The following is a 26,952-nucleotide window of genomic DNA, read 5'->3' as shown; positions in this document are numbered from 1 at the left end:
ATCAGCCGCTATAAATGGCGGGAGCAGCCTTCTGTAAAAGGCGCTATTCCGCCTTTCATCACTTAATCCTGTTCACTGTCGTTGAAGTTACTTTTGCCTTCCGGCAGGGGCCGGGACTTTCCTTCATCATCTACGGCGACGTAGATAAAGACCGCCTCGGTGGTGCAGTAGCGCTGGCCAATGGGTTCAGAAGAGACTTTTTTGATCCAGACTTCGATATTGATGGTGATTGAGCTGGTGCCGGTGCGGATACAGCGGGCATGGCAGCTCACCACATCGCCAACGGCAACCGGCTTCAGGAAGGTCATGCCATCAGCCCGCACGGTGACCACGCGTCCTCCGGCGATCTCCTTCGCCAGAATGGCCCCGCCCATATCCATCTGCGCCATCAGCCAGCCGCCGAAGATATCGCCATTGGCGTTGGTATCCGCTGGCATCGCCAGCGTGCGCAGCACCATTTCGCCCTGCGGGACTCTGTTTGTCGCTTCGTTCATTGTCAGGCTTCCCAGTCAATAGGTGCATCAGGCCCGGATGCGGGCATGAAGGGTATTTTCTTCTAGCGGGATCACTTCATGCTTTAAGGTCTTTTTCCTGCATTTAATTGTATTTAAATTTTTATGCAAATTCAATTTGTTAACTTAAAACATGTTTTATTTGTGTGAATTCTCATTATCCCGAATGGCTTCTATTTAGGATTTTTGTGCAACCCCTTGTATAAAGAAAGTATACACATTGCTTACTGACACAAAGCTCAAAAACTCTCTCGGCAAGCGCCGGGAGAAAGTCGAAGTCATTTCCGATGCTCACGGCCTCAATGTAAGGCTTTCTACTGCTGGAGCCGTGACATTCTTCTATCGTTACCGTTGGCAGGGAAAGTCTGTACAGTTGAGCATAAGAGATTATCCAACCATATCCCTATCACGGGCAGAGCGTAGGCAACAATTCCGTAGCTGGCTTAGTGAAGGATATGACCCCCGGCAGCAGGTTATGCTTGAGCGTCAGGTTAAAGTTGATGTGCTTACAGTAGAGGAAGCGTCCGCTCATAAATCAAATCAAGCCGAGGAGTTCACGCTGGAAATGCTGAGCATCTAAAGAAAAAAAACCGGCTATCAAAGCCGGTTGAATAAAAACTATTCTAATCTCGTACTACATACGGTAACCATCCCATGTGTAGTTTAGGAATTTTACCATGGTGGTTCGACCACCTTAGTCAGGAAAGCGTAAGGATATCAATAAAGCATTAATCTCTGGCTAATTGTGGTTTGCGCGGAACATGAGACGGGTGTCTACATGGTGAACTTGCAGATTAGAGGCACAAAAAACCCGGCGCAGTGGCCAGGTTAGCTGTTATGCAGATAGCCGCTTTACCCAGGCATCTCTTTTCGAAACGTTTTTTCGTAATGGATATTCCGCGCGCTTCCATGTTCATTAACGCATCGGATCGATCGCTAATTAAAAACCGGCCATTAACCTCCCTGACAAACGCGCCAACCTCTTCCTGCCTACTTACCATCAGCCCATTTGGTAATCTGGCTATCAATCTTGCCGTCGAGGTAATGAGTAATATGGGGCGTTCCTGCTTTTAGTAGCAGGGTAATGCATGCTGCAAATGCCAAAACAAGTAACACTCTGTTAATGCTCATAACCTCTCCCTGTATGGATTACCTGAACGTCTCTGCCAGCCACTGGGTCATACGCTATATCATAACCTGGCCTAATGAATTGCATTTTATGGGTATTTAATCAGGTTGTATGAATATACAGAGGGATGGCACTGGCTTGCCCGGGACAGACCCTGTCTACTTCTGGCTGAAGGTAATGGCAGGGGAGATCTGAAGAAAACCGAAGAAGTAAATGTGTACACAAAAGTGTGTTTTATTGAAGGCGTATAAAGCCATTAACACGTAACAATATGATAGTTAATGGCTTTTAGTAAGTGATTTACTTTTCTTCTTGCGGCATCAGACGATAGATATAGAGACCGCTGATCACGGTGAACAGCAGGGTGAGGCCCGTCAGGCCAAACACTTTAAAATTAACCCAAAATTCCTGAGATAACCAAAACGCAACGTAAATATTTGCCAGGCCGCAGGCGAAGAAGAAGATCGCCCAGGCCACATTCAGCCTGCGCCAGGCGGCGGCGGGCAGCGTCAGTTCTTTACCTAACATCGACTGAATAAGCGGTTGCTTCATCCAGAACTGGCTGAAGAGTAACGCCACGGCAAACAGGGTATAGATCACCGTCACCTTCCACTTAATAAATTCGTCATTGTGGAACACCAGCGTTAAGGTGCCAAAGACCGTTACCAGCACAAAGGTAATAATGGTCATTTTTTCCAGCTTGCGGTAGAGCACCCAGCTGACAACCAGCGCCAGCGCCGTGGCGGCGATTAACGCGCCGGAAGCGACAAAAATATCGTACATCTTGTAGAAGATAAAAAAGACCACAAGCGGAAGGAAATCAAGTAACTGCTTCATAAAGGTTTCCAGAATCCAGACTGAAAAGTGACCTGCCAGCGGCGTGCTGCAGAGCAGGCACGCCGCCAGAAATCAGCGTAACAGCATATAGAGGCGATAGAGGTAAATAATCAATATGGCTGAGATCAGGTTGCTCAGCGCATTGAGAACCACCGACGCCACGTTAGCGGGCAGGATGGTGAGCGAAGAGGCCAGCAGCAGCACCACGATCTTTGCCAGCAGCCAGACGGCGACCGCAGGCGCCACTACTTTCATCTGGCTCCAGACCAGACGAATGCTGGTGCGCATAGCGGCGAAAAGGCCTACTTTCTCCGTAGAGAGGATCACCGGCGACAAAGCCAGCACCACGGCAAGGATCACTCCCGGTACAACCAGCACCATAAAGCCGATCTGAATAATCAGCGTCATGATGAATACCAGCAGCAGCAGGCGCGGCAGCGCAGGCGCAGAAGCGCCTATGGCGCGCAGAGCACTGACGCGCTGGCCCGCTGAAACCATAGGGATCAGCGCCAGCATGCCGCCCAGCAGCAGGGTATTCCCCACCAGTGAGGCAAATGTCCCAGCCGCAGAAGCCCGCAGCAGCACACGCTGCTGATCGGGTGACATGTTCTGCACCATCTCCAGCAGGCTCATCCCGGAGCCGCTATCTCCGTCGGTCAGGATTGAGAGCTGATCGGCACCAGGCGTCAGCGCGTGGCCGATCAGTACGGTGATAAAAGAGGTCAGCAGCGCCATCAGCACAATAGTGATCAGCTGATGGCGAAGAAAATTCCCCGTGTCACGGTATAACGAACCCGCCGTGATAGACATGTACTCTCCTTGAAAAACCAGTTGTTGCGATCCCGCGATTGTACATGGTCTGCGGCCAACCTGGCACCCTGACTTACATAACTTTCGGTTAAAGAAGGCATTAGCGGCCAATAATGCCCGTTAACAGAGGAATCGGTTTACCGGGCCTTTTTGTGCCAGCGCAATAACCCGTAAGCGGTACCGCTAGTAACACTTAGGATAAATTGATCTGAATCAACTCTATGTTTTATAAGTGCTTTAAAAGAAGTGATCCAGATGCTTTTTGCAAAATTTAGGGTAAAACTGTTGCCAATAAAAACAACGACGCCTCAGAGGCTGATTTTATCTTTCAAAGGAGTGGTTATGAAAATCAAAGCGCTGGCGCTTGCAGCAGTGGCCCTGTTGCCGGTAGTGGCTTCTGCTCACCAGGCAGGAGATTTCTTTATGCGTGCCGGGTCAGCAACCGTTCGACCCACGGGAGGCTCTGACAATGTCCTGGGACTCGGGGAGTTCGACGTCAGTAATAATACCCAACTGGGCCTGACCTTTACCTATATGGCCACCGATAACATCGGTATTGAATTACTGGGTGCAACGCCGTTCCGTCACAAAGTGGGCCTGGCCGCTACGGGCACGCTGGCTACGGTACACCAGCTACCGCCAACGCTGATGGCGCAGTGGTACTTCATGGGGAATAACAGTAAATGGCAACCCTATGCGGGCGTTGGTGTGAATTACACTATGTTCTACGACAACGACTTTAACCAGACCGGTCGCGATAACGGGCTCAGTAACCTTAAAGTGAAAAATTCATGGGGCGTTGCAGGACAGGTGGGGCTGGATTATCAGCTGACGCCAGATTGGATGCTGAACGCCTCTTTATGGTACATGGATATCAAGACCAAAGTCAGCTTCGACTCGGCAGCGGGTCACCAGAGTATCGATACCAACATCAATCCTTTTGTCTTCTTCTTTGGGGCAGGCTATCGCTTCTGAGTGGAATAATGGCAATAAAAAAGGCGCTTTGCAGCGCCTTAATTCTTTACAGCAGAGGTTACTTAATCTGCATATTGTTGGTGACAGAAGTAACACCCTTGACGCTGCGGGTGATCTGCACGGCGCGGCTGGCTGAAGCGGCGCTGGAAACGAAGCCACTGAGCTGAACGCGGCCTTTAAAGGTCTCCACGTTGATCTCAGTCGATTTCAGTGAATCATCTTTCAACAGTTCGGTTTTAACCTTGGTGGTAATTACCGTGTCATCAAGATAGCCACCGGTTCCCTCTTTTGTTGGCGTAGGGGCGCAAGCGCTGACCGTCAGAGCCACAACTGCTGCAATAACCATACCCGAAAGCATTTTAAACAACTTCATTCTCTTCTCCCTGTCATTCAATGGTTGGCGTTAGCCATGTCTACAGAATCACTCTGTCTCAAAAGCTTAGACAGAAATCGTGAATTTACCAGCAGAGGATGTAATAAAGAGTGTAAAAATAATGCCTTACCTGAAAAGGTAAGGCACTTAAGTGAAATCAGCGCGTGGCGGCCTTCAGCGAGCTGACAAAGGCTTTCAGTTCCGACAGCATGGTTGGCGCATCAGCGTGATGTTGCTCAATGATTTTGACGATAGCGGAACCGGAAATGGCACCGGCAGCGCCTGCATTCAGCGCCTCTCTGACCTGGTCAGGTTCCGAAATACCAAAGCCCTGCACCGGCGGTGCGGCATGATATTCACGCAGCTTATCCACCAGGTGTTGCAGGGAGTGGCTGACGCCGCGGCTCTCGGTGCCGGTTACGCCCGCCCGTGAAAGCAGATAGGTGTAGCCCCGACCGTGCGAGGCGATTTCACGCAGCAGATCGTCACTGGCATTCGGCGGACAGATAAAGATAGGCGCAACGTTATGACGCAGGGCGGATTGACGGAAAGGAGCAGATTCCTCAACCGGCACATCCGCGACCAGCACGGAGTCCACGCCCACTTCCTGGCAACGGGCATAGAAATTATCGAGGCCGTTGGAGAAAACGAGGTTGGCATACATCAGTAAGCCAATGGGAATTTCCGGGTATTTCTGCCGGATGCTCTGCAACAGCTCAAAGCAGATCGACGGCGTCACGCCTGCCGAGAAGGCGCGCAGCGCGGCATTCTGAATGGTGGGGCCATCCGCCAGCGGATCGGAGAAGGGGATGCCCAGCTCCAGGGCATCGGCTCCGCCTTCCACTAACGCATCGATAATTTGCAGAGAAAGTTCTGGCGTAGGGTCGCCCAGCGTGACGAAAGGCACAAACGCGCCCTCCTTTTTGGCAGCAAGACGGTTGAAAAGCTGGTCATAACGCTCCATCAGATCTCTCCCTTAGCAGTCAGAATATCGTGTACGGTGAAAATATCTTTGTCGCCACGTCCCGAAAGGTTAACCACCAGAAGCTGCTCTTTCTCTGGCGCTTCACGCATCATTTTCAGCGCATGGGCCAGGGCATGAGAGGATTCCAGCGCCGGGATAATCCCTTCGCTACGGCAGAGCTCTTTAAAGGCCTCCATCGCTTCATCATCGGTAACCGATACATAGTCTGCGCGGCCAATGCTGTTCAGGTAGGCATGCTGTGGGCCAACGGAGGGGAAATCCAGGCCGGCAGAGATAGAGTAGGACTCTTCAATCTGACCATCCTCCGTCTGCATCATCGGCGATTTCATGCCGAAATAGATGCCAACGCGACCATGCTTGAGCGGTGCGCCATGTTCACCCGTTTCAATGCCATGTCCGGCTGGCTCTACGCCAATCAGGCCAACGGCGGCATCGTCAATGAAATCAGCAAACATGCCGATGGCGTTAGAACCGCCGCCGACGCAGGCGATGACGGCATCAGGCAGACGGCCTTCTCTTTCCAGAATCTGCGCTTTTGTCTCTTCCCCAATCATCCGCTGGAATTCACGCACGATAGTCGGGAACGGGTGCGGGCCAGCCGCAGTCCCTAGCATGTAGTGGGCGGTATCATAGCTGCCAGACCAGTCACGCAGCGCCTCGTTACAGGCATCTTTCAGCGTCGCTGAACCGCTGTGCACCGGAATGACTTCAGCGCCCATCAAACGCATTCTGAAGACGTTTGGCGACTGGCGTTCGATATCTTTGGCACCCATATAGATACGGCACTTCAGCCCCAGCAAGGCGCTGGCCAGCGCAGAAGCCACACCATGCTGACCGGCTCCTGTCTCAGCGATGATCTCGTTTTTGCCCATGCGCTTAGCCAGCAATGCCTGGCCTAATACCTGGTTGGTTTTATGCGCGCCGCCGTGCAGCAAATCTTCACGCTTCAGATAGAGGCGGGTTTTGGTGCCCGCGGTAAGATTTTTACACAGCGTCAGCGCAGTAGGGCGCCCTGCGTAGTTTTTCAGCAGATCGGTGAATTCTGCCTGAAAGTCCGCATCGCGCTGGGCGCTGACAAAGGCTTCTTCCAGCTGGCGCAGCGCGGGCATCAGGATCTGTGGCACATACATGCCACCAAATTCACCAAAGTAGGGATTCAATAAGGTCATGTCGCTTCTCTTTTCGCTACAGGGGCTGCCGGAGCAGCCCCGACGGTCAGTACGCCTTCAGCGTGTGAAACACTGAGGCAATCTTTAAGGCATCTTTGATCCCGGGCGCGCTCTCCACGCCGGAATTGAAATCCAGTCCGGCACAGCCAAGCTGTGCCGCTTCCACGCAGTTATCTGCGCCGAGGCCACCGGCCAGCAATACGTTCTCCAGTGACTCTCCACGAAGCAGTGACCAGTCAAACCGTTTGCCGCTGCCGCCGTTGCCATTATCGAAAACGTAACGATCGACATGCTGCCAGTCGCGGGCGGGAAGGGACTCTTTAATGCTGAACGCTTTCCAGATTTGTACCTGCTCAGGGAGTTCTGCCCGCAGAGCGGTAACAAACGCCTGATCTTCGTCACCGTGCAGCTGCACCGCCCGCAGATTCAGGGCCGCAACGATAGTGACAATGTCACCGATAGCGTTATTGCGGAACACGCCAGCGTACTTCAGTGGCGCACCGCTCATGACCAGACGGGCTTTCTCCTCATCAAGCTGGCGGGGAGAGCCTTTAGCGAAGATCAGACCGCCATAAATAGCGCCAGCTTCATGGGCGGCACGGGCATCTTCAGCCCGTGTCAGGCCACAGACTTTATTATCGCCCAGCATCACGCGCCGTACGGCGGCAGAGAGATCCTCCTCAGACATCAGCGCGGAGCCAATCAGGAAGCCGTTAGCAAAGCGGCTTAGCTCACGCACCTGCGCATAGCTGTTGATGCCCGATTCGCTGATAACTGTCACACCATGCGCGACTTTGGGTGCGAGGCGGCGTGTGCGGTCAAGATCGATCGACAGATCGCGTAAGTCGCGGTTATTGATACCAATGACTTTGGCTCCCAACGCGGTAGCGCGTTCGAGCTCTTCATCGCTAATCACTTCCGTCAGCACGCCCATATTCAGGCTGTGGGCGACCGCCGCCAGCTGGCGATACTGCTCATCATTCAACACCGAGAGCATCAGCAGAATCGCATCTGCCTGATAGTAACGCGCCAGGTAAACCTGATACGGGTCAATCATAAAATCTTTGCACAGCACCGGTTGGGTAATGGCGGCGCTGACCACAGGGAGAAAATCGAAGCTTCCCTGAAAATATTTCTCATCGGTCAGCACGGATACCGCAGAAGCGTAGTGTCTGTAGATCCCGGCGATAGCAGCAGGATCGAAATCTTCGCGGATCACCCCTTTTGACGGAGAGGCTTTCTTGCACTCCAGAATAAAGACGGTTCTCGCACCCTGTAACGCATGGTAGAAGCTGCGGGTGGAGGGCTGCACCTCATTCTGAAACGAGGAGAGCGGCTGCTGCTGCTGGCGCGCTGCCAGCCAGACCGCTTTATCCTGCACAATTTTGTTCAGTACGGTTTCCTGCATGATTATCCTCTTGCTGCAAGCGCAACAACGCGTTCATAGGCCTGGCCACTGCGGATGGTGCGCAGGGCGTGCTGAGCGTTCTCACGTAAATCTTCATGACCAAAAATCTTCAACAGCAGGGCGACGTTAGCGGCAACGGCCTCTTCGTGCGCGCGCTCGCCCTTACCCTGGAGTAATCGCGTCAGAATGTCACGGTTTTCTTCTGGCGTGCCGCCTGCCAGCGCTTCCTGTGGATGGAAGTCGAGGCCAAAATCTTCCGGCGTCAGCTGATAGCTGGTGATTTCGCCTTCGCGCAGTTCGGCAACGTGGGTCGCGCTGTGCAGAGCTACCTCATCCATACCGCCGCCATGAACAACTGCCGCGCGCTTATAGCCCAGCACCTTCAGCGTCTGCGCAATGGGCAGAACCAGCTCAGGGCTGTAGACGCCAATCACCGCCAGCGGCGGGCGGGCAGGGTTGATCAGCGGACCCAGCACGTTAAACAGCGTGCGGGTTTTCAACTGCTGACGTACCGGCATGGCGTGGCGGAAGCCGGTGTGATACTGCGGGGCAAACAGGAAGCAGACGTTCAGCTCATCCAGCGCCTGGCGCGCCATTTCAGCCGGCAGATCCAGGCTGATGCCAAACGCCGCCAGCAGATCGGAGGAGCCGGACTTGCTGGAAACGCTGCGGTTGCCATGCTTCGCCACTTTCAGCCCGCAGGCAGCGGCCACAAAGGCGCTGGCTGTGGAAATATTGATGCTGTTGCTGCCATCACCGCCGGTGCCCACGATATCGGCAAAGGCGTAATCGGGACGCGGGAAGGGTTTGGCATCTTCCAGCAGAGCGGTGGCGGCGCCAGCGATCTCTTCAGGGCGCTCACCGCGAACCTTCATGGCGATCAGCGCGGCGGCCAGCTGTGTGGGTTCAAGCTGACCGGTAATAATGGCAGAAAAAAGCTGGTGGCTCTCCGCCTGTGTCAGGGTTTTCGCCTGGTAAAGTTTTTCCAGAATAGCGTTCATCGCATGCTCCTTTTTATTATGCCAGCGCCCAGGCGAGGGTTTGTTCCAGAAGGCGTGCGCCCTGGGTGGTCAGGATCGATTCCGGGTGGAACTGGAATCCGCAGACCCGATCTTTGTCATGGCGAACCGCCATGACCATGCCGTTGAAGGTGGCATTTATCGTCAGCTCTTCCGGCACGTTGCTGCCTACCAGCGAGTGATAGCGGGCTACCGGCAGCGGATTCGTCAGGCCGGTAAACATGCCGCTCTCGTCATGCGTGATGGCAGAGGCCTTGCCATGCAGGATTTCGCCCGCCTGACCAACGTGCCCGCCGTAAGTTTCCACAATGGCCTGGTGGCCCAGGCAGATGCCGATGATCGGCAGGCGTCCGCGCAGCTGCTTCAGCAACTCTGGCATACAGCCCGCTTCCGCCGGCGCGCCGGGGCCAGGCGACAGCATCAGTACCGGGTTTTCCATTGACTGAAGGCGTTCAATCAGGGTCCCGGCAGGGACGTTGTTGCGGTAGATCACCACGTTATGGCCAAAGGCGCGTAACTGGTCGACGAGGTTGTAGGTAAACGAGTCAATATTGTCGAGCAGCAGAATATCGGCCATCAGAAAATCTCCTTGCAGTGATGAGCAGTGGCAATGGCGCGCAGCACGGCGCGGGCCTTATTGCGGCTCTCATCGGCTTCCGCCTGTGGAACAGAATCGAGCACTACGCCAGCTCCGGCCTGGACTGTGGCTACGCCATCCTCCACGTAAGCGGAACGGATCACGATGCAGGTATCCAGATCGCCGCTGGCGGTGAAGTAGCCTACCGCGCCGCCATAGCTGCCGCGCCGGGTGCCTTCAGCGCCTGCAATCAGCTGCATCGCACGCACTTTCGGCGCACCGCTAAGGGTGCCCATATTCATGCAGGCGCTATAGGCATGCAGCACGTCCAGATCTTTACGCAGCGTTCCCACCACGCGGGAGACCAGATGCATCACAAAGGAGTAGCGGTCCACTTTAGTCAGGTCGGCCACGTAGCGGCTGCCTGGCTCACAAATTCGCGCCAGGTCGTTACGGGCGAGATCGACCAGCATCAGGTGCTCTGCCAGCTCCTTGTGGTCTGTACGCATCTCCAGCTCGATGCGGCTGTCGAGATCGCGGTCTAGCGAGCCGTCTGCATGGCGGCCACGCGGACGCGTACCGGCAATCGGATAGATTTCAATTTTGCGGCTGGTAGCATCATATTTCAGCGAACTCTCCGGAGAGGCACCAAACAGGCTGAAGTCGTGATCCTGCATAAAGAACATATAAGGACTGGGGTTGCTGTTTTTCAGCGTGTCATAAGCGGCCAGCGGCGAGGGGCAAGGCAGCGAAAAACGACGGGAGGGCACAACCTGAAAAATCTCACCGATGCGGATCGCTTCCTGCATCTGGCGAACCACGCTGCAGTACTCTTCATCGCTCTGGCTTTCACTCAGCGCCATCGTCCCGACTTTCTGCACCGGCAGGGAAGGCGCTGGCTGTAACATCTGCGCATGCAGCTGCTCGATGCGGCTCTGCAGGCGCAGGAATTCAGATGGCGCGGGCGTAAACAGCGAGGCCTGCAGGCGCGAGGTCTGGCTCTGGTGGTCAATCACCAGCAGCGTCTCGGCCAGGTAGAAACAGTAGTCCGGGCAGCGTTGCTGATTCTCCAGCGGCGGCAGATCTTCAAAGCTGGCCACCAGGTCATAGGCAAACAGGCCACCGAGCAGCATCGCTTCACGCTCCTCTTCCGGGCTGTTCACCAGATGCGGGATAAGGCGCAAAGCGTCAAAAACCGAGGTCGCTTTCAGGCGGGAATCTTCATCCTGCACTTCGGTATTAGCCGGGAAGGTCAGCTCGCGGCCGTCGGGGCGAACGGTACTCTGCACGGTGGCAGGAAGGGCCGCGTCGAGCAGCGGCAAAATAGCTCGCCCATTCTCAGAGAGCGCCTGGACGCTGACGGTATTACCCAGCGCCTTGATGCGCAGCGCACTGTCCACAATCAGCAGGCTTTTCAGATTACGTTTGCTGTCGATATCGGCGGACTCCAGCAGCAGCGTCGCCGGACGGGCACCGCACAGCTGATGGAAAACGGCGGCCGGATCCTCGCGGTAGGGTACGTTGCCGGTAATCAACTTCACTGTAGGTTTGGCATTTTGCATGAGGTCACTTCTCTGAATTTTGCTAAAAAAAAAGCCCGCTTTCGGCGGGCCTGGGTATCTGCACAACGTCTGGTTGCGTGCAAGACTCCTTCGCCCATTCAGGGTGAAGTGCGCCACCAACCACTCATTACCGTCTGCGTCATCATCATGATTTCGATACCCCTGCGTGTGAACTTGCGTACTAGTTAACTGGTTCGCGGCAAAAAAGTCAACACTCTTTTTCCCCGGGTAAAGTAAACCTGGTTATCATGCTGCGACATTCATTGCCCAATGACGGAGCCGTTTTGACAGAGCCAACCCCGCTTAATCCATTTCCCATCCATGATTTACACAGCCATACCCGCGCTTCCGATGGCTTACTCACGCCGGAAGAGCTGGTCCTGCGTGCGGTAGAACATCGGGTTGGCGTGCTGGCAATAACCGACCACGATACGGTTGCAGGGGTTCAGCCGGCTCTGGAAGCTGTGGCAAAGCACCAGCTTCCGCTGAAAATTATCGCTGGCGTTGAAGTCTCCACGCTGTGGGAAAATCACGAAATTCATATTGTCGGGTTGGGCGTGGATGTGACTCATCCGGTGCTGACCGCATTTCTGCAGAAGCAAAACGCCCGTCGGCTGGCGCGTGCAGAGCTGATAGCCGAGCGGCTGGAGAAAGCGCATATCCCGGACGCGTTGGCGGGTGCCCTGGCTCTGGCGGAAGGCGGAGCTATTACCCGGGGGCATTTTGCCCGTTTCCTGATAGCTCAGGGGAAAGCGGACAATATGGCGCAGGTGTTTAAAAACTATCTCGCCCGCGGCAAAACCGGCTACGCTCCGCCACAGTGGTGTACAATTAAACAAGCTATTGATGCGATTCATCATTCTGGCGGCCGTACGGTGCTGGCGCATCCCGGTCGCTACGGTCTCTCCGCGAAGTGGCTGAAGCGGCTGATTGCCCATTTCAGCGAGGAGGGCGGTGATGCGATGGAAGTGGCTCAGTGCCAGCAGGCGCCTAATGAGCGCACTCAGCTGGCGCGTTATGCCCAGGATTATCAGCTCGCCGCATCACAAGGCTCTGATTTCCATCAGCCTTGTCCCTGGATCGAGCTGGGAAAAAAATTATGGCTTCCTGGCGGCGTTGAGGCCGTGTGGCTACGCTTCCCGGAAATTGCACCCGCATGATCGCTGGCGGGTGCGGCAGATAAGAGGTTAGTTATGAGTCAATTTTTCTATATTCACCCGGAAAACCCCCAGCCAAGGCTGATTAAACAGGCCGTTGAACTGCTGAATAAAGGCAGCGTGATTGTCTACCCGACCGATTCAGGGTACGCGCTGGGGTGCAGGCTGGAAGATAAAAATGCGATGGAGCGCATCTGCAGGATCAGAAAGCTGGATGGGAACCACAACTTTACCCTGGTATGCCGAGACCTCTCGGAGCTCTCTACCTACGCCCATGTGGATAATACGGCGTTCCGGCTGATCAAGAACAACACGCCAGGCAGTTACACCTTTATTCTGAAAGCCACCAAAGAGGTGCCGCGTCGTTTAATGAACGACAAGCGTAAAACTATCGGCTTACGTGTTCCTTCCAACCCGATTGCGCTGGCGCTGCTGGAGCAGCTGAATGAACCGATGATGTCCACCTCGCTGATGCTGCCGGGCAATGATTTTACCGAGTCCGATCCCGAAGCGATTCAGGAGAGCATTGGTAAACAGGTCGATTTGATTATTCATGGCGGCTACCTGGGACAGCATCCTACTACGGTTATTGATTTAACCGAAAACAGCCCGGAAGTGGTGCGTGAAGGCGTTGGCGACGTTCAGCCGTTCTTATAAATATTTCACAGTCGTGGCAAAATAATTTTTGCCACGACTGTGAAAATTAAAAGAGGCATAATTCCCGCCTTCTGCTTTCCCTTCAAACATAATTTGCATTAAGTCGTAGTTTTGCTCAGCCACTCTTTAAAGTCATTATAGGGAAGATAAAGTGAGACATCCTTAAGCGGAACTGCTGTGTTTTTATGGCGTTTAATTTCATTCGTGAAGCCCACAATCACGCCACCGATAGTGTCATCCTTGTTATAAACTGCGCCGCCCGACATCCCTTTAACTACGCCCGCATTAGAGACCATGGCCACGCAGGGCCGTTTATTCCACTCGTTACGAATACCGGTAAGAGCCAGATTAACGCCAGAGGACTCAACCGGCATGGCAGTGATAAAACTGTAGCCGTACATTTTAACCGGTTCACCTATATCACCATTACGGAATTTCGGCAGGGTTTTAATATCGTTCTTGTGGTAGATAATTGCGAGGTCGCAATAGGGGTGATAAGCCTTCACGCGCTGCATGGAAAGCTTAGCCACATGGGCCGCCGTCAGGCTGTATTCCGGGGTGATAGGAATGCTGGTACCCAGCGCACCGACGCCCAGAATGGTAGGAATGCCGGTGAAATTCATATCCACCCGCTTCATGGCTTCACTGCTGTACTCATATTTGCCCACAGAGCAGCCGGACAGCATTAGCGCCGCTAATGCTGGTAAGATCGCTATTTTTTTCATTTTCGTCACGCTTTGTCGGATACGTCAGCAAATCCCTGGTGAGGAGAGACGACGTGTAAGGCCGATGCTGATACGGGATCAGCGTATTTTTGAGGAGTCATGCCCCTCTTATTAATTAATAAAACTTAATGTTACTGCTTTTATATTTATTTACTTAAACTAAATTATAATATTTTTTAACAATTCATTTTTTTATGGTGCACTGAATTGCCTGAGTGAATTCTACACAAACTTATTAATGGCGCAAATTAATAAACGTTGTTCAGCGTTAAAAAAAGTGATGATCCAGAATTAAGTCAACCTGCTATTTAAAACGCCTGTTTATTTGTTGTTGAGTTCGTTAATACAGAGGTCTGTTTTGATTAACACAGAATTAAATTCTGTTGGAGAGTAAAAAGTAGGTGTTAACAACTATCGATACTTTTAAAGATGGCATGCCGGGCTGCCCGAAGGGCCGTTTGACTTTATTTTAAGTTGAAATGCAGGGCGGGCGGGCAATTATGCGGAATATAAGTATCAATAATCATCCTCAAACCAGGGATTAATTAATTAACAGATTAGTAACATCAGTGATTTTTTTCGGGGAAATGATTAGTGTGCTGCACCATCCACGCTAATTGTTTGTTAAGTATCACAACTGCTTTTGCAAAATTTTCGTGGCTTATTGCACGGTTAAAAGGTTCGCAGACCCTGAAAGCATGTCGAAAAGGCAATAGCCCCTGCGCAGGCCTGTGGGTGCGTATAGCGTTATCAATAAGAGAGAACATAGTGTAGAATGCGCTTCCCCTGAAAAGGGCAGAGGTTTAGGTGCATCGCGCAGAGCGCGGCACAGCAGACTCTGCTGCCGGACACGGGCCACTTGAATAGCATGACGCCTGGGAAGGCGACACAGAGGTAGCGCCATGAGCGAAAAATTACAGAAAGTCTTAGCACGCGCCGGGCACGGTTCCCGCCGCGAAATTGAAACCATGATCTCCGCCGGACGCGTCAGCGTGGACGGCAAGCTGGCTACGTTGGGCGACCGCGTCGAATCCAGCGCATCCATTAAAATCCGCGTAGATGGCCACCTGGTCTCCGTGGCGGAATCCACCACTGAAGTCTGCCGCGTTCTGGCTTACTATAAGCCTGAAGGCGAGCTCTGTACGCGTAACGATCCTGAAGGTCGCCCGACCGTCTTTGACCGTCTGCCTAAACTGCGCGGCGCCCGCTGGATTGCCGTAGGCCGTCTGGACGTGAATACCTGCGGCCTGCTGCTGTTTACCACCGATGGCGAACTGGCAAACCGACTGATGCACCCGAGCCGGGAAGTTGAAAGGGAATATGCGGTTCGCGTATTCGGCGCTATTGATGATGACAAGATCAAACAGCTGAGCCGTGGCGTGCAGCTGGAAGATGGTCCTGCTTCTTTTAAAACGCTGAAATTCACCGGCGGCGAAGGGATCAACCAGTGGTATAACGTGACGCTGACAGAAGGGCGTAACCGTGAAGTTCGCCGTCTGTGGGAATCGGTCGGCGTGCAGGTCAGCCGTCTGATCCGTACCCGCTACGGCGATATCACGCTGCCGAAAGGGCTGCCACGCGGTGGCTGGACGGAGCTTGAACTGGCCCCGACTAACTATTTACGTGAGCTGGTTGGGCTGCCGGCAGAAACCACCAGTAAAGTGGCGGTAGAGAAAGATCGCCGTCGCACCAAAGCGAATCAGATCCGTCGCGCGGTCAAACGCCATTCGCAGGTCAGCGGCACTCGCCGTCCATCCAGCAAACGTGGCTGAGTAGCGTTTCTGCAGCAGTAAAAAAGCCCCTGATGCGATGCCTCAGGGGCTTTTTTTATCTTTTGGGCGGGCTGCCTGGTGAACCTGAGCCAGCTGCAAGAGAGCAGGCAATTTATCCGCGGGGATAAGCGTGCGGGAAATTACCAGTCAATACCTTGCTGAGCCTGAATTCCCGCATCAAAAGCATGTTTCACCGGACGCATTTCGGTAACGGTATCCGCCAGTTCCACTATTTCGCGATGACAGCCCCGGCCGGTAATAATCACGCTTTGATGAGCAGGGCGCCCCTTCAGCGCGGCAATCACCTCGGCAAGAGGCAGGTAGTCAAAGCTGACCATATATGTCAGCTCATCCAGCACCACCAGATCCAGGCTCTCATCCTGCAACATCCGCAAGCCGTGCTGCCAGACCTGCAGGCAGGCTTGCGTATCCGTTTCACGGTTTTGCGTATCCCAGGTAAACCCGGTCGCCATAACCTGAAACTCCACGCCCTGCGGCTCCAGTAAATTACGTTCACCGTTAAGCCATTCTCCCTTTATGAATTGAATGACCCCAACGCGCTTCTGGTGGCCCACGGCACGTGTCGCGGTGCCAAAAGCGGCGGTGGTTTTCCCTTTGCCGTTGCCGGTGAACACCATCAAAATACCGCGAATTTCCGTAGCTGCAGCGATGCGCGCATCAACTTTCTCTTTCAGCTTCTGCTGGCGCTGCTGGTGTCGCTCGTCAGCCATTATTCTGCCGCTCCCGGTTTACGGCCGGGCTGGGCATCGTAACTGATACCCGTTTTCCGTTTGCTGTCGTCACCCATCAGATAAAGGTAGAGCGGCATAATATCCGCCGGTGTTTTCAGCTTGTTCGCATCTTCTTGCGGAAACGCGCTGGCACGCATTTTTGTGCGCGTCCCGCCGGGATTGATGCAGTTTACCCGCAGATGCTTGCTGTCATATTCATCTGCCAGCACCTGCATCATCCCTTCAGTGGCAAATTTAGACACAGAGTAGGCGCCCCAGCCTGAGCGGCCCTGACGCCCCACGCTGGAAGTGGTAAAGACCAGCGACGCGGAAGTGGATTTCAGCAGCAGCGGCAGCAGCGCCTGAGTCAGAAAGAAGGTGGCATCAATATTGACCCGCATCACCTGCTGCCAGACGGCGGGATCCTGCTTCTCCATGCTAACAATCTCACCCAGCAATCCTGCATTGTGCAGGACGCCATCGAGGCGAGGGACATGCGCAGCCACCTCTTCAGCAAGCAGTTGGCAGCGCTCTGGCGTCGCCTGCTCTAAATCCAGCAGAAAATAGTGGGGACTCTCTTTGCCGGTTGCGGCGATCTCACTGGCTACCCGCTCTAATTTTTGCGCATTACGGCCCAGCAACAAAACCTGGGCGCCATAGCGGGCGTAGGTCAGGGCGGCCTCACGGCCAATGCCGTCGCTTGCGCCGGTAACCAGAATGATACGGTCAGTAAGTAAGTTGTCTTTAGGTTGATAGTGCACAATGAACTCCTCTGGCGGGGCCTGGGTTTCTGCGGCGAACCTGCTGCTAAGCCCTTGCCCGCAATCGATAATGTGCTTTATGCCCTAATTTGCAAAGCAGTTCAATGTTCAGCAAAGGTAAAAGCGTGCGCTAATGCCGGGAATCGGGCGACGTTCTCCAGCGACTCGGCTACAATAGCAGCCTGTTCTAATACGATGTAAATAAAGGCGGAATGAGTGGAATTACTCTCTTATTATGGGCTTTTTCTGGCCAAAACGATCACCGTGGTGGTAGCCATTGCAGCCGTTGCGGTGCTGATCACCAATCTGGCGATGCGTAAGCGCATGCAGTCCGGCCAGCTCAAACTGACCAACCTGGGGGAGCGCTACCAGGAGATGAAAGATGACATGATGCTCGCAAAAATGAAGCATCAGGATCAAAAATTGTGGCACAAAGAGCAAAAGAAGAAAAATAAGCTGGAAGCAAAAGCCACAAAACAGCGCGCTAAGCAGGGGCTTAAACCCGAGAGCGGCAAGCCTTCACTGTTTGTGCTGGACTTTAAGGGCAGCATGGATGCCCATGAAGTCAGCTCCCTGCGTGAGGAGATCTCTGCGGTGATGGCGGTGGCAAAAGCGGAAGATGAGGTGCTGTTACGTCTGGAAAGTCCGGGCGGCGTGGTTCACGGTTACGGTTTGGCCTCTTCACAGTTACAGCGTCTGCGCGAAAAGGGCATTCGTCTGACCGTGGCGGTGGATAAGGTTGCTGCCAGCGGAGGCTACATGATGGCCTGTGTGGCAGATCGTATCGTCGCGGCGCCGTTTTCCATTATCGGATCTATTGGCGTTGTCGCCCAGATCCCAAACTTTAACCGTCTGCTGAAGCGTAACAATGTGGATGTGGAACTGCATACCGCTGGCGAATACAAACGTACGCTGACGCTCTTTGGTGAAAACACCGAGCAGGGACGCGAGAAGTTTCGTGAAGATCTGAACGAAACCCATCTGCTGTTCAAGCAGTTTGTTCACCAGATGCGTCCTGCGCTGGATATAGACAGCGTGGCGACGGGTGAGCACTGGTTTGGCACGCAGGCGCTGGAGAAAGGACTGATTGATGCTATCGGCACCAGCGACGATCTGATCATCGACCAGATGGCCAACCACGAAGTGATTTCCGTACGCTATACCCGCCGTAAAAAAATGATGGACCGCTTCACGCAAAGCGCGGCGGCCAGTGCTGAACGTCTTCTGCTCCGCCTCTGGCAGCGGGGTGAAAAACCACTGCTGTAGTTCATTCAGCGCCCGTTCTGCGGGCGCTGCTACTTCTTCAGTGTGTAACTGGGCGACAGCTGAACCGTTAAGTATTTAAACACGTTAAACACCACCGTACTCTTTTCCCCCGGCAAGCCCTGTTCATCCAAAAAATAGTCCCCGCGGAAAATAAGCAGCTCTCCTTTTTGCTCCACCTCCGTTGCGGCTAATCCGCTAAAATAATCTTTATGGTCGGCGATCATTTCGTTGGCCAGCGCCAGTAAATTATCCCGATCTATCATCTGGGTCTGATTCATCTTTTCTCTCCTTTATAGTAGACGCGCGGAAATGAGTATATTACCTCCAGGACCGACAAAGCCACAATCTTAATGCGGGCATGCTCCAGGTAACTCTTTTTAACCCACTTTCTGGCGTAAACGGCGGGCAGATGCTAATTAAGTTGCGTATCAGATTTTATCAGGTACAGTGTGGGCGTTTCGGGTTCCGGGCGTAAAAGTGGCATTACGCAATGTTTGAAATGCACTGAACAGGTTGTAAAAGGTGTCGTTAATCAGCAAGTTGGCTCCCTGAGCTGGGGGCATCAACAGGGCAGTAAAATAGCGGGTTGAAAAGCAGTCACCCCGTGGCCATATCGTTAACGCGTCTCGCTTGCCCTGGCAAACGGCACAATTTACTCTCGGATGTTTTAATCAGGTAAAGGTAATTATGGGTAAAGCTCTCGTAATAGTTGAGTCCCCGGCAAAAGCCAAAACAATCAATAAATATCTCGGTAACGACTACGTGGTGAAGTCCAGCGTAGGGCATATCCGGGATTTGCCGACCAGTGGATCAACAGTTAAAAAGAGCGCTGACTCTACAACCAGTAAACCAGCCAAAAAAGTGAAGAAAGATGAAAAGGCGGCGCTGGTCAGCCGCATGGGCGTCGATCCTTATCACGGTTGGGAAGCGGACTACCAGATTCTGCCAGGCAAAGAGAAAGTGGTTGCAGAGCTGAAGTCTCTGGCCCAGAACGCTGATCATATCTATCTCGCAACGGACCTTGACCGCGAAGGGGAAGCCATTGCCTGGCACCTGCGGGAAGTGATCGGTGGCGATGATTCACGCTTCAGCCGCGTGGTCTTTAACGAAATCACCAAGAATGCTATTCGTCAGGCTTTTGAAAAGCCGGGCGAACTCAATATCAGTCGCGTCAACGCGCAGCAGGCACGCCGTTTCATGGACCGCGTGGTGGGCTATATGGTCTCGCCACTGCTGTGGAAAAAGATCGCCCGCGGCCTCTCCGCTGGCCGTGTCCAGTCCGTAGCGGTACGGCTGGTGGTAGAGCGTGAGCGCGAAATCAAAGCCTTTGTGCCTGAAGAGTACTGGGAACTGCATGCCGATCTGAACACGCCAAAAGGCATCGGCCTGCCAATGGAAGTCACGCATCAGCATGACAAACCGTTCCGTCCGGTTAATGGCGACCAGACACATGCAGCCGTCAGCCTGCTGGAAAAAGCCCGCTATGTGGTGGCCGATCGCGAAGATAAGCCAACCAGCAGCAAGCCGGGCGCACCCTTTATTACCTCCACGTTGCAGCAGGCGGCGAGTACGCGTCTGGGCTACGGCGTGAAGAAAACCATGATGATGGCGCAGCGTCTCTATGAGGCTGGACACATCACTTATATGCGTACTGACTCCACCAACCTGAGTCAGGATGCGGTGAGCATGGTGCGTGGCTATATCGAAAGCGAGTTTGGTGGCAAATATCTGCCAAAAGCCGCTAACGTCTATACCAGCAAAGATAACTCTCAGGAAGCGCACGAAGCGATCCGTCCGTCTGACGTCGCTATTCAGGCGGAGCAGTTAAAGGATATGGAAGCCGATGCGCAGAAGCTCTATCAGCTGATCTGGCGTCAGTTTGTCGCCTGTCAGATGATGCCAGCGCAATATGACTCCACCACGCTGACCGTGACTGCCGGTGATTTCAAACTGAAGGCGAAAGGACGCACGCTGCGTTTTGATGGCTGGACGAAAGTGATGCCTGCGCTGCGTAAAGGCGATGAAGATCGCACCTTGCCCCCGATTGAAATTGGGGAAGAGCTTAAGCTGCAGCAGCTCAAGCCAAGCCAGCACTTTACCAAACCACCGGCCCGCTTCAGCGAAGCTTCGCTGGTGCGTGAGCTGGAAAAACGCGGGATCGGCCGTCCTTCAACCTACGCATCGATTATTTCAACCATCCAGGATCGTGGCTATGTCCGCGTGGAAAGCCGTCGTTTTTACGCGGAAAAGATGGGCGAAATCGTGACCGACCGTCTGGAGTCTAACTTCCGTGAGCTGATGAATTATGACTTCACCGCGCATATGGAAGACAGCCTGGATCAGGTAGCGAACAACGAAGCGCAGTGGAAAGGGGTGCTGGACAAGTTCTTTGCTGATTTCAGCCAGCAGCTGGAGCAGGCGGATAAGGATCCGGAAGAGGGCGGCATGCAGCCTAATCAGATGATCCTGACCTCCATCGACTGCCCGACGTGTGGCCGTAAAATGGGGATCCGTACCGCCAGCACCGGCGTCTTCCTTGGCTGTTCAGGCTATGCATTGCCGCCAAAAGAGCGTTGCAAGCAGACCATCAATCTGATCCCTGAGAATGAAGTGCTGAACATTCTTGAGGGTGATGATGCGGAGACCAACGCGCTGCGCGCCCGTCGCCGCTGCCAGAAATGTGGCACCGCCATGGACAGCTACCTGATCGACAACCAGCGCAAGCTGCATGTCTGCGGTAATAATCCGGGCTGCGATGGTTATGAAATCGAGCAGGGCGAATTCCGCATCAAGGGCTATGATGGCCCGGTGGTGGAGTGTGAGAAGTGTGGTTCAGAAATGCACCTGAAAATGGGGCGTTTCGGTAAGTACATGGCCTGCACCAACGACGAGTGTAAAAACACTCGTAAGATCCTGCGTAATGGTGATGTCGCGCCGCCGAAAGAAGATCCGGTTCCGCTGCCAGAGCTGGCTTGCGAAAAATCGGATGCTTATTTTGTCCTGCGTGATGGCGCAGCTGGCGTCTTCCTTGCGGCCAACACCTTCCCTAAATCCAGGGAAACGCGTGCGCCGCTGGTGGAAGAGCTGCAACGCTTCCGCGATCGTCTGCCTGAGAAGCTGCGTTATCTGGCCGATGCGCCAGTCAGTGACGAAGAGGGTAATAAATCGGTAGTCCGCTTCAGCCGTAAAACCAAACAGCAGTATGTCAGTACCGAGAAAGAAGGGAAGGCAACGGGCTGGTCGGCGTTTTACGTTGACGGCAAATGGGAAGTCGCCACCAAAACCTCGAAAAAGTAAGCTGTTGGGCCAGCGTTCGCTGGCCCTTCCACCTCTCTCCTCGCTATACATCCTTTTCATATTTGGTATAGTGGTTATAGAAATTCCTTTCTTTATTATCAAATCGCATTAGACCGGGTTCATCAGTGCTGCGGCGGTGTTTTCACGGCTTTGCACGGCCAGGCGTTCAGTGCGTGGCGTCAAACCTCAGATGGAATGAAAAATGAAATTGCAGCAGCTGCGTTATATCGTAGAAGTGGTGAATCACAATCTTAACGTCTCCTCCACCGCAGAAGGGCTTTATACTTCGCAACCCGGTATCAGCAAGCAGGTGCGTATGCTGGAGGATGAACTGGGCATTCAGATTTTTGCCCGCAGCGGTAAGCATCTGACTCAGGTTACGCCGGCAGGGCAGGAAATTATTCGTATTGCCCGTGAAGTGCTCTCTAAAGTTGATGCAATTAAATCTGTGGCGGGCGAGCATACCTGGCCCGATAAAGGCTCGCTCTTTGTTGCCACCACCCATACTCAGGCTCGCTACGCCTTACCTAACGTGATTAAAGGCTTTATAGAGCGTTACCCGCGCGTCTCGCTGCATATGCATCAGGGATCGCCCACGCAGATTGCAGAGGCCGTTTCTAAGGGTAATGCTGACTTTGCCATTGCTACGGAAGCGTTGCATCTCTACGACGATTTGATCATGTTGCCGTGCTATCACTGGAACCGGGCGATTGTGGTTACCCCCGATCATCCTTTAGCGGGTAAAGCCAAAGTCTCTATTGAAGAACTTGCAGAATATCCATTAGTGACCTATACGTTCGGTTTTACGGGCCGGTCTGAACTGGACACCGCTTTTAACCGGGCCGGGCTGACCCCACGCATTGTCTTTACCGCTACCGATGCCGATGTGATTAAAACCTATGTTCGGCTGGGCCTGGGTGTTGGAGTGATCGCCAGCATGGCGGTAGACCCAGTCTCCGATCCCGATCTGGTTCGCATTGAGGCAACAGATGTATTTAGCTTCAGTACGACCAAAATCGGCTTTCGTCGCAGCACCTTCCTGAGGAGTTACATGTATGACTTCATTCAGCGTTTTGCCCCTCATCTGACGCGCGATGTGGTTGATACTGCTGTAAGTTTGCGTTCCAACGAAGATATCGAAGCGATGTTCAAAGATATCAAATTGCCCGCCCGATAATTCCCCCCGTGATTGTTATCGTGAAGTCAAGGCCACTTTTGTGGCCTTTATTATTTGATTGGTACTTTCTGTTGCTCTCATCGATAAAAGCTTTTTATTCTTTTTACGTAAATGAAACATGTATCACATGTTTTTTCATTGTTATTCATTAAATGAGAAATGGTACACACTTTTCAACGACGCCCTTTGCGTATGGTTAGGATGATTCTCATACTCTGGTTATAGAAGAGCGGAGAGGGGCGGTTCTTAAGGCCAGGTAAAGTTTTCTACAGAAATGATTGGATCTGAAAAGTGGTTTCAGAGGGGTTATTTGGGTTAGGACGTAATTAATTGACTTAAGTTTGATTAATCACAAAGGATATAGTTTTTCTTGTTTGATTAATCCTTTTAATCGTTTAGTTCAATAAAAATTACTGGATTTCGCCCAAAATAATGTTTAGGATTCATCCTAATTTCTGATTGGTTCAAACAATCGTTTTCAATGAGAGTGATTATCAAAAACTATGGCTACCAGATTATCTGTACAACCCGACTTCGGGCACAAAACCATCAAGGTTCAGCGTACCAGCAATCTTAAACGCAGGGCCTGGTTAGCGGTATTCGCCGGTTCAGCGCTGTTTTGGATTGTTGTTGCATTCATGATCTGGCGTGTATGGGGTTAACTATGTACTTACAAACTCTGAATCAGAAAACGCAACAAACCAGCAAGATGAAAGAACGTTATTGCAAAGGCAAAAATGCGGATGAAGTTACTATTCCAGATGCATGGGGCCTGAATGAATTACAGCGTAACTTTATTGATTCCATGATCGATAAAAAAGCGAAGTAACAGCACTCTTTTTCAGCCGGTTGGTTGAACTTTTATATAAACAGAAATTTTACTTTAATTGCCAACTTTATGGCCAGGCACCTTTATGCCTGAACGATGGGGATCCCATCAACAAACGGTTAAACCTTTATCTGCTAAAGGTTTTGAATAAAGAACGTTTTTGGTCCTGGCGGCCTGAGAGAGCGTAAAAATGAATTTAACTCAAATGACTTGGTTTAGCACCTGGACTTTCTCAGCCTTATTCTGGACAAGCGCCGTCTGGGTCGGTTTGATGATGCATTAATAGTGCATAGTTAAACAATTCGCATTTATATAAAAACGCCTCGCTGGAATATCCCGCGGGGCGTTTTTACGTCTACCGCATGCATCCTTATTGTCGTTTCGTGTTGTTATCAAAACGTTACTTCTCGTTTGTACTATCTTTAAATCAGACCCTGTAAAGACTCAGGTTATGTTCAAAGATCAATGAAGGAGGAGCGATGTCGTCTACCCTACATAATAAAGCCAGGGCTACACTGGATGTCAAAGGCCAACGCTATACCTATTACAGCCTGCCCCAGGCCGCTGAAGAGCTGGGAGATCTCTCCCGCCTGCCCAAATCGCTGAAAGTGCTGATGGAAAATCTGCTGCGCTGGCAGGATGAAGATTCTGTTACCGCTGAGGATATTACTGCCCTGGCGGGATGGCTCACCCATGCGCATGCCGACCGGGAAATTGCCTATCGTCCGGCACGTGTATTAATGCAGGACTTTACCGGCGTTCCCGCAGTGGTCGATCTGGCCGCCATGAGGGAAGCGGTAAACCGGCTCGGCGGGGACGTTGCCAAAGTGAATCCGTTGTCGCCGGTAGACTTGGTTATTGATCATTCGGTCACCGTCGACCATTTTGGCGATGATGATGCTTTCGAAGAGAACGTGCGCCTTGAAATGGAGCGCAACCACGAGCGCTATGTTTTTCTGCGCTGGGGGCAGAAAGCGTTCAATCAGTTCAGCGTGGTGCCGCCAGGTACGGGTATCTGTCATCAGGTCAACCTTGAGTACCTCGGCAAAGCGGTCTGGCATGAAACCAAAGATGGCGAAGAGATCGCCTATCCCGATACCCTGGTAGGCACCGACTCGCACACCACCATGATCAACGCGCTGGGCGTGTTAGGCTGGGGCGTGGGCGGCATCGAGGCAGAAGCTGCCATGCTGGGGCAGCCCGTATCGATGCTGATACCTGACGTGGTAGGTTTTAAGCTGACCGGGAAATTAAAACCTGGCATCACCGCAACGGATCTGGTGCTCACTGTTACTCAGATGCTGCGAAAGCATGGCGTTGTCGGTAAGTTTGTCGAATTCTATGGTGATGGTCTGGACGATCTGCCGCTGGCCGATCGCGGCACGCTTGCCAATATGGCACCGGAATATGGCGCAACCTGCGGCTTCTTCCCGCTGGATGAAGTCACTACCGGCTATATGAAGCTGACCGGCCGCAGCAGTGAACAGGTGGCACTGGTAGAGCATTATGCTAAGGCGCAGGGGCTGTGGAGAAATCCGGGTGATGAGCCACGCTTTACCAGTTCACTGGCGCTGGATATGAATGATGTAGTGGCCAGCGTGGCGGGACCAAAACGGCCGCAGGATCGCGTCTCCTTAGGAGAGGTACCTAAAGCGTTTCAGGCAAGCAACGAGCTGGAAGTGAATCAGGCGATCAAGCCGCATAAAGAAGTCACTTATCATGACAGCAAAACGGGCCAGCAGCATACGTTGAAGGATGGCGCCGTGGTTATCTCCGCTATCACCTCCTGCACCAATACCTCGAATGCCAGCATCATGCTGGCGGCCGGACTACTGGCGAAAAAAGCGGTTACGCTGGGGCTTAAGCGTCAGCCGTGGGTCAAAGCGTCGCTGGCGCCTGGCTCCAAAGTGGCTTCGGACTACCTTGCCGCTGCCGGCCTGACCCCCTATCTGGATAAGCTCGGCTTTAACCTGGTCGGCTATGGCTGCACTACCTGTATCGGTAACTCGGGGCCGCTGCCGGATGAGATTGAAAGTGCCATCAAACAGGGCGATCTCACCATGGGGGCAGTGCTCTCCGGGAACCGTAATTTTGAAGGGCGCATTCACCCCTATGTGAAAACCAACTGGCTGGCTTCGCCGCCGCTGGTGGTGGCCTATGCGCTGGCAGGTAATATGAATATCAATCTGCAGGAAGATGCGCTTGGCGAGGATCCCACCGGTAAGCCTGTCTATCTCAAAGATATCTGGCCTTCACCGGAAGAGATCGCTGAAGCCGTGCAGCTTGTCTCAACCGATATGTTCCATAAAGAGTATGCCGAAGTGTTTGAAGGCACGCCTGAGTGGCAGCAGATCAAAGTCAGTGAAGCCGCTACTTATGACTGGGACGAAGGATCGACCTATATTCGTCTTTCGCCTTTCTTTGATGATATGGAACAAGAACCCAAACCGGTTGAAGATATCCGGGGCGCGCGGATCCTGGCGATGCTGGGTGATTCAGTCACTACGGATCATATCTCTCCTGCAGGCAGCATCAAGGCGGAGAGTCCGGCAGGGCGTTACCTGCAGTCACATGGTGTTGCGCGTGGTGATTTTAACTCCTACGGATCGCGTCGCGGTAACCATGAGGTGATGATGCGCGGCACCTTCGCCAATATCCGTATCCGCAACGAGATGGTGCCGGGAGTGGAAGGGGGCGTAACGCGCTTTGTGCCGGGTAATGAGCAGTTAGCCATTTATGATGCGGCGATGAAATATCAGCAGCAGGGCACGCCGCTGGCGGTGATTGCGGGCAAAGAGTATGGTTCAGGCTCCAGCCGCGACTGGGCAGCCAAAGGTCCGCGCCTGCTGGGCATCAGGGTGGTTATTGCCGAATCCTTTGAGCGTATCCACCGTTCAAACCTGATTGGTATGGGGATCCTGCCGCTGGAGTTTCCGGAAGGGGTGACCCGCAAAACGCTGGGGTTAACCGGCGACGAGCAGATTGATGTGGAAAACCTGACGCAGTTGAAACCGGGGGGCACGGTAAACGTCACCCTGACCTTCAGCGACGGGCGGAAAGAGATGCTGACAACACGCTGCCGCATCGACACAGGCAATGAGCTGACTTACTACCAGAACGACGGCATACTGCATTACGTTATCCGTAATATGCTGAGTGATAAACCTGTTGCGGCATGATCTATAGCCAGCAGCAGAATTGCTCGCACTGAAAGAAAAAGGGCC

At 53.0% G+C, this 26,952-nt stretch carries 23 protein-coding genes, 3 pseudogenes and 1 other annotated feature; of the genes and pseudogenes, 11 read left to right on the top strand and 15 right to left on the bottom strand.

Annotated elements, in window-relative coordinates; genetic code table 11:
- Positions 1-62 precede the first annotated feature (62 nt).
- Positions 63-494, bottom strand: coding sequence for an acyl-CoA thioester hydrolase YciA (gene yciA / locus Q3V30_RS11145; RefSeq protein WP_306205618.1), 432 nt, complete (start codon positions 492-494; stop codon positions 63-65).
- 238 nt (positions 495-732) lie between these two features.
- On the opposite strand from yciA, the pseudogene Q3V30_RS11140 reads away from it, so the two are divergent.
- A pseudogene (locus tag Q3V30_RS11140) lies at positions 733-1,035 on the top strand (Arm DNA-binding domain-containing protein); the annotation flags it as partial.
- 343 nt (positions 1,036-1,378) lie between these two features.
- Here the strand turns inward: Q3V30_RS11140 and Q3V30_RS22760 are convergent.
- The 4 genes and pseudogenes from Q3V30_RS22760 to Q3V30_RS11125 form a co-directional block, all read right to left on the bottom strand.
- Positions 1,379-1,498: pseudogene (locus Q3V30_RS22760) on the bottom strand (DUF1828 domain-containing protein); the annotation flags it as partial.
- Between the two features lie 4 nt (positions 1,499-1,502).
- On the bottom strand, positions 1,503-1,643 hold the full coding sequence (locus tag Q3V30_RS11135; protein WP_306213291.1) for a hypothetical protein: 141 nt from the start codon (positions 1,641-1,643) through the stop codon (positions 1,503-1,505).
- A 298-nt stretch (positions 1,644-1,941) separates the two neighbouring features.
- A complete protein-coding gene (locus Q3V30_RS11130) occupies positions 1,942-2,478 on the bottom strand; it encodes a septation protein A (RefSeq protein WP_306205616.1) in 537 nt (178 codons plus the stop codon).
- A 72-nt stretch (positions 2,479-2,550) separates the two neighbouring features.
- Positions 2,551-3,288, bottom strand: a complete 738-nt coding sequence (locus Q3V30_RS11125) for a YciC family protein (protein WP_306205615.1) — start codon at positions 3,286-3,288, stop codon at positions 2,551-2,553.
- A gap of 342 nt (positions 3,289-3,630) precedes the next feature.
- Between Q3V30_RS11125 and ompW the strand changes: the two genes are divergently transcribed.
- The gene (gene ompW / locus Q3V30_RS11120) at positions 3,631-4,263 is read left to right on the top strand and encodes an outer membrane protein OmpW (protein WP_306205613.1); all 633 of its coding nucleotides are present in this window, start codon (positions 3,631-3,633) and stop codon (positions 4,261-4,263) included.
- A gap of 58 nt (positions 4,264-4,321) precedes the next feature.
- On the opposite strand, the gene Q3V30_RS11115 is transcribed toward ompW, so the two are convergent.
- The 6 genes and pseudogenes from Q3V30_RS11115 to Q3V30_RS11090 all read right to left on the bottom strand — a co-directional run bounded on the left by Q3V30_RS11115 (position 4,322) and on the right by Q3V30_RS11090 (position 11,356).
- Positions 4,322-4,636 carry a BON domain-containing protein gene (locus Q3V30_RS11115; RefSeq protein ID WP_306205611.1) on the bottom strand — a complete coding sequence of 105 codons (315 nt, stop codon included), beginning with the start codon at positions 4,634-4,636 and terminating at the stop codon, positions 4,322-4,324.
- Between the two features lie 157 nt (positions 4,637-4,793).
- Positions 4,794-5,600: a tryptophan synthase subunit alpha gene (trpA, locus tag Q3V30_RS11110; protein WP_306205607.1), complete on the bottom strand. Its 807-nt coding sequence runs from the start codon at positions 5,598-5,600 to the stop codon at positions 4,794-4,796.
- Entirely contained in the window at positions 5,600-6,790 is a 1,191-nt protein-coding gene (gene trpB / locus Q3V30_RS11105) for a tryptophan synthase subunit beta (protein ID WP_306205605.1), read from the bottom strand. The genes trpA and trpB overlap by 1 nt, the downstream gene beginning before the upstream one ends.
- Before the next feature lie 46 nt (positions 6,791-6,836).
- Complete coding sequence (gene trpCF / locus Q3V30_RS11100; protein WP_306205604.1) at positions 6,837-8,198, bottom strand: bifunctional indole-3-glycerol-phosphate synthase TrpC/phosphoribosylanthranilate isomerase TrpF; 1,362 nt, start codon at positions 8,196-8,198, stop codon at positions 6,837-6,839.
- 2 nt (positions 8,199-8,200) lie between these two features.
- A pseudogene (trpD, locus tag Q3V30_RS11095) lies at positions 8,201-9,794 on the bottom strand (bifunctional anthranilate synthase glutamate amidotransferase component TrpG/anthranilate phosphoribosyltransferase TrpD).
- Positions 9,794-11,356: an anthranilate synthase component 1 gene (locus Q3V30_RS11090; protein ID WP_306205602.1), complete on the bottom strand. Its 1,563-nt coding sequence runs from the start codon at positions 11,354-11,356 to the stop codon at positions 9,794-9,796. Before Q3V30_RS11090 ends, trpD begins: the two are co-directional and overlap by 1 nt.
- A 25-nt stretch (positions 11,357-11,381) precedes the next feature.
- Positions 11,382-11,481, bottom strand: a sequence feature (Trp leader region).
- A 123-nt stretch (positions 11,482-11,604) separates the two neighbouring features.
- On the opposite strand from Q3V30_RS11090, the gene rnm reads away from it, so the two are divergent.
- Positions 11,605-12,516 carry an RNase RNM gene (gene rnm / locus Q3V30_RS11085; protein WP_306205600.1) on the top strand — a complete coding sequence of 304 codons (912 nt, stop codon included), beginning with the start codon at positions 11,605-11,607 and terminating at the stop codon, positions 12,514-12,516.
- Between the two features lie 33 nt (positions 12,517-12,549).
- A complete protein-coding gene (locus Q3V30_RS11080; RefSeq protein ID WP_306205598.1) occupies positions 12,550-13,170 on the top strand; it encodes an L-threonylcarbamoyladenylate synthase in 621 nt (206 codons plus the stop codon).
- A 98-nt stretch (positions 13,171-13,268) separates the two neighbouring features.
- Here the strand turns inward: Q3V30_RS11080 and Q3V30_RS11075 are convergent, their stop codons facing one another.
- Positions 13,269-13,895 (bottom strand): lipoprotein, encoded by a 627-nt coding sequence (locus tag Q3V30_RS11075; RefSeq protein ID WP_306205596.1) that lies wholly within the window; start codon positions 13,893-13,895, stop codon positions 13,269-13,271.
- Between the two features lie 902 nt (positions 13,896-14,797).
- Between Q3V30_RS11075 and rluB the strand changes: the two genes are divergently transcribed.
- A complete protein-coding gene (gene rluB, locus Q3V30_RS11070) occupies positions 14,798-15,667 on the top strand; it encodes a 23S rRNA pseudouridine(2605) synthase RluB (protein WP_306205593.1) in 870 nt (289 codons plus the stop codon).
- A 140-nt stretch (positions 15,668-15,807) separates the two neighbouring features.
- On the opposite strand, the gene cobO is transcribed toward rluB, so the two are convergent.
- Complete coding sequence (gene cobO / locus Q3V30_RS11065; RefSeq protein ID WP_306205591.1) at positions 15,808-16,398, bottom strand: cob(I)yrinic acid a,c-diamide adenosyltransferase; 591 nt, start codon at positions 16,396-16,398, stop codon at positions 15,808-15,810.
- A complete protein-coding gene (locus Q3V30_RS11060) occupies positions 16,398-17,159 on the bottom strand; it encodes a YciK family oxidoreductase (protein WP_306205588.1) in 762 nt (253 codons plus the stop codon). Before Q3V30_RS11060 ends, cobO begins: the two co-directional genes overlap by 1 nt.
- Before the next feature lie 216 nt (positions 17,160-17,375).
- On the opposite strand from Q3V30_RS11060, the gene sohB reads away from it, so the two are divergent.
- On the top strand, positions 17,376-18,425 hold the full coding sequence (gene sohB, locus Q3V30_RS11055) for a protease SohB (protein ID WP_306205586.1): 1,050 nt from the start codon (positions 17,376-17,378) through the stop codon (positions 18,423-18,425).
- Between the two features lie 29 nt (positions 18,426-18,454).
- Here sohB and Q3V30_RS11050 read toward each other — a convergent pair whose 3' ends face one another.
- Positions 18,455-18,703 carry a DUF2498 family protein gene (locus Q3V30_RS11050; RefSeq protein WP_306205585.1) on the bottom strand — a complete coding sequence of 83 codons (249 nt, stop codon included), beginning with the start codon at positions 18,701-18,703 and terminating at the stop codon, positions 18,455-18,457.
- A gap of 409 nt (positions 18,704-19,112) precedes the next feature.
- Here Q3V30_RS11050 and topA point away from each other — a divergent pair, with 409 nt between their 5' ends.
- The 5 genes from topA to acnA all read left to right on the top strand — a co-directional run bounded on the left by topA (position 19,113) and on the right by acnA (position 26,907).
- A complete protein-coding gene (gene topA, locus Q3V30_RS11045; RefSeq protein ID WP_306205584.1) occupies positions 19,113-21,722 on the top strand; it encodes a type I DNA topoisomerase in 2,610 nt (869 codons plus the stop codon).
- Positions 21,723-21,924: 202 nt separating this feature from the next.
- Positions 21,925-22,899, top strand: a complete 975-nt coding sequence (gene cysB, locus Q3V30_RS11040; protein ID WP_306205582.1) for an HTH-type transcriptional regulator CysB — start codon at positions 21,925-21,927, stop codon at positions 22,897-22,899.
- A 503-nt stretch (positions 22,900-23,402) separates the two neighbouring features.
- Positions 23,403-23,561: a YmiA family putative membrane protein gene (locus Q3V30_RS11035; RefSeq protein ID WP_306205580.1), complete on the top strand. Its 159-nt coding sequence runs from the start codon at positions 23,403-23,405 to the stop codon at positions 23,559-23,561.
- A gap of 2 nt (positions 23,562-23,563) precedes the next feature.
- Positions 23,564-23,728 (top strand): hypothetical protein, encoded by a 165-nt coding sequence (locus Q3V30_RS11030; protein WP_306205578.1) that lies wholly within the window; start codon positions 23,564-23,566, stop codon positions 23,726-23,728.
- Between the two features lie 479 nt (positions 23,729-24,207).
- A complete protein-coding gene (gene acnA, locus Q3V30_RS11025; protein ID WP_306205575.1) occupies positions 24,208-26,907 on the top strand; it encodes an aconitate hydratase AcnA in 2,700 nt (899 codons plus the stop codon).
- The last annotated feature ends 45 nt before the right edge of the window (positions 26,908-26,952 follow it).

Source organism: Erwinia pyri (assembly GCF_030758455.1).
Classification (GTDB): domain Bacteria; phylum Pseudomonadota; class Gammaproteobacteria; order Enterobacterales; family Enterobacteriaceae; genus Erwinia; species Erwinia pyri.
The sequence above is the reverse complement of the archived record's forward strand: the minus strand, read 5'-3'. Positions and strand labels throughout refer to the sequence as shown.